The sequence below is a fragment of the Nocardia sp. NPDC052001 genome, from assembly GCF_040680615.1.
Taxonomy (GTDB): Bacteria; Actinomycetota; Actinomycetes; order Mycobacteriales; family Mycobacteriaceae; genus Nocardia.
Window position 1 is genome coordinate 1 of sequence record NZ_JBFAXC010000040.1, and the last position, 1,263, is coordinate 1,263.

Below are 1,263 nucleotides of genomic sequence, written 5' to 3' on the forward strand. Positions count from 1 at the left end.
GGGGCTGCTGCAGGATCGGGTGACAGTGGTTAGGCAGCCTGTCGGGCTGCTGGGGACATGATGGTTTCGAATTCGATCGGGGTCAACCGGCCGAGCCGGGCCTGACGACGTCGGCGGTGGTAGGTGCGTTCGATCCAGGTGACGATCGCGATCCGCAGTTGCTCGCGGGTGTCCCAGCGCTGCCGGTTCAACACGTTGCGTTGCAGCAGGCTGAAGAAGCTTTCCATGGCGGCGTTGTCACCGGCGGAACCCACACGACCCATGGACCCGACCATGCGGTGACGGTTGAGCGTATGGACGAATCTCCTTGAACGAAACTGACTTCCGCGGTCGGTGTGCAGAATGCAACCGGCGACATCACCACGGCGGGCGACTGCGTTGTTCAGCGCGGTGACCGCGAGTCGGGACTTCATCCGTGAATCGATCGAATAGCCGATGATCCGGTTGGAGAAGACATCTTTGATCGCGCACAAATACAGCTTGCCTTCCCCGGTGCTATGTTCGGTGATATCGCTGAGCCACAAGCGATTTGGTGCGTCACTGCGAAAGTTTCGCCGCACCAGATCGTCATGGACGGGTGGCCCGGGTCTGCGGTTCTTGCCGCGTCGAGGCTTGCCGAACGCACTCCACCACCGATTGCTCGAGCAGATCCGCCAGGCGGTCCGCTCGGCCATAGTTTCCCCGGCTTCACGGGCCTCGTCGGCGAGAAACCGGTACCCGAATTCGGGATCATCGTGGTGCGCGTCGAACAAGGCGTTGGCTCGATACGCCTCGGCAAGTTCGCCGGCGGTGACCGGTTCGGCCAGCCACCGGTAGTAGGGCTGGCGGGCGAGCTGCAGCACCCGGCACGTCACCGCCACGGGAACCCCTTCGGCGGCAAGCTCTTTCACGAGCGGGTAGAGCCTTTTCCCGGTATCTGGGCCTGCGACAGATACGCCGCGGCGCGGCGCAGGACCTCGTTCTCCTGCTCCAACAGGCGGATCCGGCGACGGGCATCCCGCAGCTCGGCCGACTCGCTGCGTGTGGTTCCGGGCTTGTTCCCGTCATCGACGTCGGCTTGGCGCATCCATTTCGACAACGTCATCGGATGCACACCGAAATCGGCCGCGATCTGCTCCAGGGTCACCCCGTCATCACGATTGCGAGCGACTCGCACGACATCGTCGCGGAACTCTTTCGGATACGGCTTGGGCACTGTGACATCCTCTCAAGCCTGCCGCTCGGCAAGCTATCTCGGTTGTCACCTACTCCTGCAGCAGCCCC

General features: G+C 63.3%; 1 protein-coding gene. It reads right to left on the reverse strand.

All coding sequences use genetic code 11. The annotated features are described in order from the left end of the window. Positions 1-29 precede the first annotated feature (29 nt). Positions 30-1,195 (reverse strand): IS3 family transposase gene (locus AB0L82_RS43660; RefSeq protein ID WP_364651619.1). Its coding sequence is split into 2 segments (ribosomal slippage): positions 30-908 and positions 911-1,195, totalling 1,164 coding nucleotides; the frame shifts between segments, so codons are not numbered across the junction. Positions 1,196-1,263: the final 68 nt, after the last annotated feature.